The organism is Mycobacterium sp. IDUB_19 (assembly GCF_055419445.1).
Window position 1 is genome coordinate 35,147 of the sequence record NZ_JBVAXR010000034.1, and the last position, 8,690, is coordinate 43,836.

Consider the following 8,690-nt stretch of genomic DNA (forward strand, 5'->3'; position numbering starts at 1 on the left):
GCAACCAATGCCCTTTCATGACTCGGTCAATCGCTCGAGCAGTGATAGCGCGTCGACGATGATGCGACGCTCGGCTTCGGAGTAGCGCTCCTGCAAGGTGCGTGCCAGCCACTCCTCCCGCACTTGGCGGTCGCTTTCGGCGCGCTGGCGGCCTGCCTTGGTCAACGAGACCACCTGGCGCCGACCATCTTCGGGGTCGGGGGTGCGCTCGATGAGCCCTCGTTGGCCCAGGGCGGCCAGTATGGTTGCCATCGACTGGGGACGTACCCGTTCCGCGCCGGCCAACTCGCTGGCCGACGACGCGCCCTCTTTCCAGAGCCGGGTGAGCACCGCTGTCTGTGACGGGGTCAGGTCGTTGCGGACCTCGACATCTCTCAACCGACGTCGTAGGCGGCTGAACACCACTCGAATATCTCGGGCGGCTGTCGCAGCGGACTCGCCGATGCCATCCATGCCACCATCCTAAATTAGACAGTTAAGACTGTCCAGTTTGGGCTGACTAATTCGGGGTGGGCGTCACGTCATGCAGACGTTGGAAAACATCAGCACCGGCCAGGAGATGATCGAGCCGAGAAACGACACCACCAGGTCCGCGCCCTGCATACCGCGAAGATGGTTGGTGTGTGTCGATGACCAGATCAGGCCGACAATCGAGTAGGGAATGCCCAGCAGCACTGCGAGTGCGATCCACTCGGCCACCGTCATCTCGTAGTTCAGCAGCTGGCGCAGCTTAGTGATCAACCACCTCACCCCTTCCCGGTGTCTGACCTATCGTTGCGCATATGGGAGGGCTAGCGGCAGTAATGACCCGCGTTCGGCGCGTGCTTGCGCGTCCGGTTTCGGTCCAAGCGCTCATCGAGATGGCGCTCTGGCTCGCCGTGCCCTACCTCTTGATCGGCTTCTTCTGGGCCTTCATCCACCCCGACCGGGTGCACGAACTCCAGGCCGAATGGGAGAAGGTGATCTCCGGTTCGGACGCCGCCGCATTCGGTGAAGCCGCTGCGCTGTGGCCCGCGATTCTGCTGCTTCCGACCACCTGCACACTGCCGGGGTCCTAACGTCTCAGCGCAACAGCCGCAGCGCCGCGTCGACCGCGAGCGCGGGCACGTCGAGAGTCCTTGAGCGCAAGTCGTGTCGCGCGCCGGTGATTTCGACAACCTCCGTCGGCGCGGTGATCAACGCCGCGGCATCGCGCACTTCGGCCGGCGTGCCGAATGGGTCCGACGTTCCGTGGGTGAACACGGTCGGCACCCGGATATCGGGCAGGTGTTCGGTGCGGGGGCGTTCCGGCTTACCCGGCGGATGGACCGGATAGGAGAACAGCGTCAACACGTCAACCTGCGCCGGGTTCGTCTCGGCGACCACCATCGACGTCTGCCTGCCGCCGTAGGAATGTCCACCCGCGATCAGCGGGCCAGCAGCAAGGTTGCGGCACACGGTGATTGCCTCGTCGATTCCGGCGCGATCGGTTGCCGCCGAGTCCGACGGCGGCCCCTTGGGCCGGCGTCGACGGTACGGCAGGTTGTACCGTATCGCCAGCCAGCCGCGCCGCGCCCACTCGTCGCAAACCCGTTGCAGCAGTTCGGATTCGCGGTCCCCTCCGGCGCCGTGGGTGAGCACCACGACACCTTGCGGTACGCCGTCGGGCTGGTGCGCGATGCCCGCGATCTGGTCGAGATTCATGCGCCCGCTGACGATGCGGTCCGGAACGGACGGAGAAGGAAGCGGGCAATCATGACAGCCGGAACAGTGGCGAGACCGGGCCGTGGCCGTGGCCGAGCGGGTAGGCGGCACGCAGGCATTCGGTGACCCAGCGCTTCCCGAACTCGACAGCTTGGGGCACGGTGAGGCCGTGGGCCAGTGCGCAGGCGATCGCGGCCGCCAGCGTGTCACCACCGCCGTGATCGTTGCCCGTCGTTATCCGCTGCGCATCGAACTCGTGGAAGTCCGTGCCGTCATAGAGCAGGTCGCAGCTGCGTTGCGACGACCGCAGGTGACCGCCCTTGACCAGGACCCACTGCGGGCCCAGCGCGTGGAGCGCCTTGGCCGCCGCGCGCTGCGACTCGGCGTTCACCACGTCGATGCCCACCAGCAGCCGCACCTCGTCGAGATTCGGCGTCACCAGCGTGGCTAGCGGAAACAGTTGATTGCGAAGCGAATCCAGCGCCGCCGGCGCCATCAGCGCATCGCCGTGCATGGATGCCGCTACCGGGTCGACGACGAGCGGCACCGTCAACTCGAGCCGGCGCCAGGTGGTGGCCACGGTGTCGATGATGCGGGGCGACGCCAACATCCCGGTCTTGGCGGCCTGGATGCCGATGTCGGTGACCACCGCTTCGATCTGGCCTGCGACGACGTCGTCGGGAACTTCGTGAAAGCTCTTGACGCCCAGGGTGTTCTGCACGGTGACCGCGGTGACCGCGATGCACGCGTGCACGCCCAGCATCGCGATGGTGCGCATATCGGCTTCGATGCCCGCGCCGCCTCCGGAGTCCGACCCGGCGATGGACAGCACCCGGCGCGGCGTGGTGCCCGGCGCGGGCAGCGGCAGGTAATTCACTGCGTGATCGGCAGATACACCCGATTGCCGTGGTCAGCGAATTCGGCCGACTTCTCTGCCATCCCGGTGGCGAACAAGGCCTCGATGTCCTCTTCGGTCTCGAGCCCGTGTTTGGCGGCGTAGTCGCGGACATCCTGCGTGATTCGCATCGAGCAGAACTTCGGACCGCACATCGAGCAGAAGTGCGCCGTCTTGGCGGGCTCGGCCGGCAGCGTCTCGTCGTGGTACTCCCGCGCGGTGTCGGGATCCAGTGACAGCGCGAACTGGTCGTTCCAGCGGAACTCGAAACGCGCCGTGCTCAAAGCGTTGTCGCGGTCCTGCGCGTGCGGATGCCCCTTCGCGAGATCGCCTGCGTGCGCGGCGATCTTGTAGGCGATCACCCCGTCCTTGACGTCCTTACGGTCCGGCAGGCCCAGGTGCTCCTTGGGGGTCACATAGCAGAGCATCGCGGTACCGGCCTGGGCGATGATGGCCGCGCCGATCGCCGAGGTGATGTGGTCGTAGGCCGGCGCGATGTCGGTGGCCAGCGGGCCCAGCGTGTAGAACGGGGCCTCCTCACACCACTCCTCTTCCAGCCGCACGTTCTCGACGATCTTGTGCATCGGGACGTGTCCCGGGCCCTCGATCATCACCTGCACGCCATGGGATTTCGCGATCTTCGTCAGCTCGCCCAGGGTGCGTAGCTCGGCGAACTGCGCCGCGTCGTTGGCGTCGGCGATCGAGCCCGGCCGCAGTCCGTCGCCAAGCGAGAAGGTGACGTCGTAGCGGGCGAAGATCTCGCAGAGCTCGTCGAAGTTGGTGTACAGGAACGACTCCCGGTGGTGCGCCAGGCACCATGCCGCCATGATGGAGCCGCCGCGACTGACGATGCCGGTGACCCGCTTGGCGGTCAGCGGGACGTAGCGCAACAACACGCCGGCGTGCACGGTCATGTAGTCCACGCCCTGCTCGCACTGCTCGAGCACGGTGTCGCGGTAGAGCTCCCAGGTCAGCTCGGTCGGGTCACCCTTGGTCTTTTCCAGCGCCTGGTAGATCGGCACCGTGCCGACGGGCACCGGCGAGTTGCGCAGAATCCACTCGCGGGTCTCGTGGATGTTCTTGCCGGTGGACAGGTCCATGATGGTGTCGGCGCCCCACCGGGTGGCCCACACCATCTTGTCGACCTCCTCGGCGATCGACGACGTCACCGCCGAGTTGCCGATGTTCGCGTTGACCTTGGTCGCGAATGCCTTGCCGATGACCATCGGCTCGATCTCGGGGTGGTTGTGGTTGGCCGGGATGACCGCACGTCCGCGGGCGACCTCGTCGCGCACCAGCTCGGCGGGCATGTCTTCGCGGGCGGCGATGAACGCCATCTCCGCGGTGATCTCGCCGGCCCGGGCACGCTGCAGCTGAGTGCCGCGATCGCGGACCAGCCCGGGCCGCGCCGGCAGCCCGGCCGCCAGGTCGATCGTCACGCCCGGATCGGTGTAAGGCCCCGAGGTGTCGTAGAGATCGAAGTCGTCTCCGGTGGACAGGTGCACCCGCCGCAGCGGCACCCGCAGTGTGTCTCCGTCCGGGCCCGGTATTTCGCGGTAAGCCTTGCTACTGCCCCAGATGGGTCCGGTGGTGACGGATGGTTCGACGGTTACGGTCATTTGTTCATCTCCCTACGCCGGCATTACCCGGTCAGGTTCGTACGGTCGACGGCCCCAAGCCGTCCTCTCAGCACACTCGGCGTGCGCTCCCGCGGTTGTTTACTTTTGGGTGGCCAAAAACGCCCGCACGCGACGTTACCCTCACCGCGGACCATCTGCGCCGCACGGGCGCACAAGCCGTCCGGATTGCGAAGACATTGACCAGGTCTTGCCGCTGAATGGTTCCCCATGAACGGATTGCTTTACCGGTAATTCGCGGAGTGCGATGATGGCCGAGTGTCGCAGCCCAAGCAAACGGCCGCCGCGAATTTCCCCCGGACGCGGGAGCAGCCGACCAGCGTGACCGGGGACGCCGCGCTCACGTACCTGAACGTCGGCAGTTTTCGGTTCTGGTTCGATGGTGAGCGCTGGGAGTGGTCCGACGAGGTTGCCCGGATGCACGGCTACGAACCGGGCAAGGTCGCGCCGACCACCGAACTGATGTTGTCGCACAAGCATCCCGAAGACCGGGAACACGTCCGGGATCTGCTCCAGCTTGCATTGCATTCCGGGGACTCGTTCTCGAGCCGTCACCGGTTTGTCGACACGAACGGCGGTGTGCACGAGGCGATCGTCGTAGCCGATCGGATCGTGGACTCCTCGGGTGCGGTGACCGGGACGGCCGGCTATTACATCGACCTCACCGGCACCTTCGACGAAGCCCGTCACGAGAGCCGTCAGGAAGTGCTCGACGAAGCGCTGCCGGACCTGTTCGAAAACCGCGCGGCCATCGAGCAGGCCAAGGGCGTGATGATGGCCGTCTACCGGATCAGCCCCGACCAGGCGTTCCGGGTGTTGCAGTGGCGTTCGCAAGAGACCAATATCAAGCTGCGCACGCTGGCCAGGCAACTGATCCACGATGTCAGCGGCCTGCCGCCGATGTCTAGGGCCGTCCAGAGCAAGTTTGACCACCTGTTGCTGACGATCCAGGAGCGCATTCCGGCTGAAAACGGCCGATAGCGGCTGCTAGGCCTCTTCCATCGCCTCGCCGAGCTCTTCGAGCAGCCGGTTGTGGTGATTGCTGGCCAGCAGGTGTCCGGCCGCGATGACCAGGGCGACCGGCCACTCGATGAGTTCCAGGGCGGCCAGGGCGGCGAGACCACCGTAGTAAGCAAGCTGTTCGGGCCGCGGAATCTCGGCCTGGCCCACCAGGGGCAGTTTCACGACAAAGGTTTCGCCTTCGCGAATTTTCTCTACCGCCTCGCGCTGCGACGTTGCCCGGCGAGTTTTCTTTTCCGCCATCATTTGCCTTTCAGTAACGAAGGGTTTCCCAACTCGCCCGGTGACTTGGTCACCGTCAGACGTATGTCGACGACCGATAACCTGGCCGATCCGATATTTTCATCCGTTGCCTCGGTGCTGAGGGTGCCGTTGCTCGAACTCTATGCGCTTCTGTGGCGCGTCGGGATCGTGGAGATCGTCGAGCCCGATCGCGGGCATCGCAGGCCTCCGCGGTTTTCGGCCCGGGTAGCTCCGCGGCCGAGGGGGACGCTCTGTCCCGACCCGTCCGCACACGGTTCGGGACGGCCGCACCGGCGGCCGCAGCGCGCGTTGGCGTAAGCCGGCTCCGCGTCAGTTGGTGCTGCGCAACTCGGCGGTTCCCGCCCGACGTCCCGCCGTCTTCTTGGCGGGAGACTTGGCGGCGGCCTTACGCGGTGCGGCTTTTTGTGTTGTCGGCTCGGTGGGTACCGGCTTGAGGCTGGCCTTCGCCGGCGCCTCGGATCTCTGATTCAGCCGTCGCAACAACAATGCGCCGCCACCGACGGCCAACAAGACCGGCCACTCGACCAGCCCGGCCACGCCAAGCGCGCCGATGGCCAATGCGGCCGCCGGTGTCGAATGACTGCCCGAGTTGATGCCCCGCTTGATGCCCTCGGCGGCCCCTGTTACGCCACCGACGATTCCGTTGACTGCCGCACCGCCGACCGCGCCGGCGGCGGCGGTCGTGGCGTCTGCGGCGCGATTGACTGTTTTCCCTACGTTGCGGACTGCTCCTCCGACGACACCCATGATGACTCCCGGTTCCTCGGTTGCTCTCTTTGCAAACCGCGTAGCAACATGTATACCCGCCGAACGGGCAGTTAACAGCAGCAACGAAAACTGTTCACGCATCTAACAGGCGAAATGCTGCCACGTCGGAAACGCGCAGACAACGGAAACGGTCGGGAATTTCGGCGCCTACTCAGGATTCAGGTCGACCAAAACCGGTGCATGATCGCTGGGCGCCTTGCCTTTGCGTTCGTCGCGCACGATCTGCGCGTCGGCGACGCGGCCCGCCAGCGCCGGTGAAGCGAGGATGAAGTCGATGCGCATGCCTTGCTTTTTCGGGAACCGAAGCTGGGTGTAATCCCAATAGGTATAGACGCCGGGGCCCGGGGTGAAAGGCCTTACTACGTCCCTGAATTGCGCGTCGACGATGGCGTTGAACGCCTGGCGTTCCGGTTCGGACACATGCGTGGCGCCGTCAAAGAATTCGGTGCTCCACACGTCTTCGTCGGTCGGGGCGATGTTCCAGTCGCCGACCATCGCGATCTGCGCGGTCGGATCGTCGTGCAGCCAGCCGGCCGCCGTATCACGCAGGGCGGCAAGCCAATCCAGCTTGTAGGTGTAGTGGGGGTCGGCCAGGGCGCGGCCGTTGGGCACGTACAGACTCCACACCCGGACGCCGCCGCAGGTGGCACCCAAAGCCCGGGCTTCCGCCGTGGCGGCTACCTCCGGCTTGCTGCTCCACGTGGGCTGGCCGTCGAATCCGATCTGCACGTTGTCGATGCCCACCCGGGAGGCGATCGCCACACCGTTCCACTGATTGAAGCCGACGTGTGCGACCTCGTAGCCGAGTTCCAGGAATGGCAGCGCGGGGAACTGGCTGTCGGAGCACTTGGTCTCCTGCATGGCCAGCACGTCGACGTCGGCGCGACCCAGCCAGTCGACGACGCGGTCCAGGCGAGTGCGAATCGAGTTGACGTTCCAGGTCGCCAGTCGCACGCGCAGCGGGTCGCCGTCATCAACCGTCCTGTCGGGCATGGCTAGACGGTATCCCAGGCTCCCGGCCGGACTTCGAAGTAGCGACGGCGGTGGTGCAGTCGGAAGCCCAGATCCTCGGCGAGCGCGGCGGTGGCGGCTTCTTCCCCGCAAGCGGGCGGTGCCCGCAGCTCGGCGACTGCGACATAGCCGCGGGTGGCGCCGCGGTGTGCACCCCATGCCAGCAGTGCTTCGCAGAGCCGGCTATCGGACAGGCACGTCGCCGAAAGTCCCACCCACCGTGTGCCGTCGGGCGCGTCGGTCACCGCCGCGTCCTCGGGTGGATCCGCCAGTGTGATGGACGGGCCGGGCTCCAGGGCGGTGAGGTCAACCACGTCGCGCACCAACACGCGCTCAACGTGTTCGCTCACCAGGGCCGGCGGCAGCGCCAACAAGCGGTCCGGGACGGCCAGCCACGGCGTCAGGCCGCGACGGCCGTACCAGGCGGCGATCGCGGGTACCGAGCTCAGCTGGGCGGAAATATCCAGTGGCACTGCCGAATTGGTGGTGAAGCCGGTTTCGGGCTCGGCCCGCAACAGCCAGCCGTCCAGCCAGGCGTGTTCCGCGCCGGCCCGGGCAGCCGCGGCGGCGTACTCGAGTGCGCGGATCGCCGAGGTGCGCACCGGCGCGTCGGTCAGCGCTCGCAGCGCCACCACATCGGCCGCCGCGAACTCGACGACCGCACCGGTCTTTGTCTGCACCCGCACGATCGGATCGACCGCCAACAGGTGTCCCACCGCATCCGTCAGCGGCGGAACCGATCCGGGCCGACGCCGGTAGCGAACCGTCACCCGGGTTCCGATCGCGGGCCACGAGACCATCAGTGACCGAACGGATCCGGTCCTTCGCCCGGCGTCCAGGACAGCCCGGGTAGGCCCCAGCCGTGGGATTTGACGGCACGTTTTGCCGCGCGGGCGTGCCGGCCGATGAGGCGGTCCACGTAAAGGAATCCATCCAGGTGCCCGGTTTCGTGTTGCAACATCCGGGCGAACAATCCGGTGCCCTCGATGGTGACCGGTTTGCCGTCGGCGTCGAGACCGGTGACCCGTGCCCAAGTCGCGCGCCCGGTGGGGAACGACTCGCCGGGAACCGACAGGCAACCTTCGTCGTCGTCGCCCGGGTCGGGCATGGTCTCGGGTATCTCAGAGGTCTCCAGGATCGGATTGATGATCACGCCGCGGCGGCGTTCGGTCATTCCGCGGTCATCGGCGCAGTCGTAGACGAACAGCCGCAGGCCGTGTCCGATTTGATTGGCGGCCAGGCCGACGCCGTGGGCGGCGTCCATGGTGTCGTACAGGTCGGAGATCAACCCGGCGAGGTCTGCCGGTAGCGAACCCTCGGCGTCGACGGGCACCGGCGTCGTCGGCGTGTGCAACACCGGATCGCCCACAATGCGAATGGGTACGACTGCCATGGTCGGCTAGCTTAAGCCC

13 protein-coding genes and 1 riboswitch are annotated in these 8,690 nt (G+C 66.4%); of the genes, 3 read left to right on the forward strand and 10 right to left on the reverse strand.

All coding sequences use genetic code 11. The annotated features are described in order from the left end of the window. Window positions 1-15 precede the first annotated feature (15 nt). A complete protein-coding gene (locus ACZY0B_RS21750) occupies window positions 16-453 on the reverse strand; it encodes a MarR family winged helix-turn-helix transcriptional regulator (protein ID WP_463766299.1) in 438 nt (145 codons plus the stop codon). A gap of 63 nt (window positions 454-516) precedes the next feature. Next, window positions 517-705 (reverse strand): hypothetical protein, encoded by a 189-nt coding sequence (locus ACZY0B_RS21755; protein WP_463766318.1) that lies wholly within the window; start codon window positions 703-705, stop codon window positions 517-519. Window positions 706-803: 98 nt separating this feature from the next. On the opposite strand from ACZY0B_RS21755, the gene ACZY0B_RS21760 reads away from it, so the two are divergent. Then, window positions 804-1,058, forward strand: a complete 255-nt coding sequence (locus ACZY0B_RS21760; RefSeq protein ID WP_463766300.1) for a hypothetical protein — start codon at window positions 804-806, stop codon at window positions 1,056-1,058. A gap of 4 nt (window positions 1,059-1,062) precedes the next feature. Here ACZY0B_RS21760 and ACZY0B_RS21765 read toward each other — a convergent pair whose 3' ends face one another. From ACZY0B_RS21765 to thiC, 3 genes are all read right to left on the reverse strand, one after another. Continuing rightward, the gene (locus ACZY0B_RS21765) at window positions 1,063-1,683 is read right to left on the reverse strand and encodes an alpha/beta hydrolase family protein (protein ID WP_463766301.1); all 621 of its coding nucleotides are present in this window, start codon (window positions 1,681-1,683) and stop codon (window positions 1,063-1,065) included. Window positions 1,684-1,732: 49 nt separating this feature from the next. Then, window positions 1,733-2,560, reverse strand: a complete 828-nt coding sequence (thiD, locus tag ACZY0B_RS21770; protein ID WP_463766303.1) for a bifunctional hydroxymethylpyrimidine kinase/phosphomethylpyrimidine kinase — start codon at window positions 2,558-2,560, stop codon at window positions 1,733-1,735. Beyond that, a complete protein-coding gene (thiC, locus tag ACZY0B_RS21775; protein ID WP_463766304.1) occupies window positions 2,557-4,197 on the reverse strand; it encodes a phosphomethylpyrimidine synthase ThiC in 1,641 nt (546 codons plus the stop codon). Before thiC ends, thiD begins: the two co-directional genes overlap by 4 nt. Next, a riboswitch (TPP riboswitch) is annotated at window positions 4,190-4,300 on the reverse strand. Its footprint overlaps the gene before it by 8 nt. A gap of 236 nt (window positions 4,301-4,536) precedes the next feature. On the opposite strand from thiC, the gene ACZY0B_RS21780 reads away from it, so the two are divergent. After that, the gene (locus tag ACZY0B_RS21780) at window positions 4,537-5,196 is read left to right on the forward strand and encodes a PAS and ANTAR domain-containing protein (protein WP_463766319.1); all 660 of its coding nucleotides are present in this window, start codon (window positions 4,537-4,539) and stop codon (window positions 5,194-5,196) included. A 6-nt stretch (window positions 5,197-5,202) separates the two neighbouring features. Here ACZY0B_RS21780 and ACZY0B_RS21785 read toward each other — a convergent pair whose 3' ends face one another. Continuing rightward, window positions 5,203-5,478, reverse strand: coding sequence for a hypothetical protein (locus ACZY0B_RS21785; RefSeq protein WP_463766305.1), 276 nt, complete (start codon window positions 5,476-5,478; stop codon window positions 5,203-5,205). A gap of 63 nt (window positions 5,479-5,541) precedes the next feature. Between ACZY0B_RS21785 and ACZY0B_RS21790 the strand changes: the two genes are divergently transcribed. After that, window positions 5,542-5,796, forward strand: a complete 255-nt coding sequence (locus tag ACZY0B_RS21790) for an Rv1535 domain-containing protein (protein ID WP_463766306.1) — start codon at window positions 5,542-5,544, stop codon at window positions 5,794-5,796. A 12-nt stretch (window positions 5,797-5,808) separates the two neighbouring features. Here the strand turns inward: ACZY0B_RS21790 and ACZY0B_RS21795 are convergent, their stop codons facing one another. The 4 genes from ACZY0B_RS21795 to ACZY0B_RS21810 form a co-directional block, all read right to left on the reverse strand. Further along, entirely contained in the window at window positions 5,809-6,246 is a 438-nt protein-coding gene (locus ACZY0B_RS21795) for a hypothetical protein (RefSeq protein ID WP_463766307.1), read from the reverse strand. A gap of 168 nt (window positions 6,247-6,414) precedes the next feature. Beyond that, window positions 6,415-7,221, reverse strand: a complete 807-nt coding sequence (locus tag ACZY0B_RS21800) for an exodeoxyribonuclease III (protein WP_463766320.1) — start codon at window positions 7,219-7,221, stop codon at window positions 6,415-6,417. Window positions 7,222-7,262: 41 nt separating this feature from the next. After that, entirely contained in the window at window positions 7,263-8,078 is an 816-nt protein-coding gene (locus tag ACZY0B_RS21805; protein ID WP_463766308.1) for a GNAT family N-acetyltransferase, cg3035/Rv0428c family, read from the reverse strand. Beyond that, window positions 8,078-8,671, reverse strand: a complete 594-nt coding sequence (locus ACZY0B_RS21810) for a peptide deformylase (RefSeq protein WP_463766309.1) — start codon at window positions 8,669-8,671, stop codon at window positions 8,078-8,080. Before ACZY0B_RS21810 ends, ACZY0B_RS21805 begins: the two co-directional genes overlap by 1 nt. Between the last annotated feature and the right edge of the window lie 19 nt (window positions 8,672-8,690).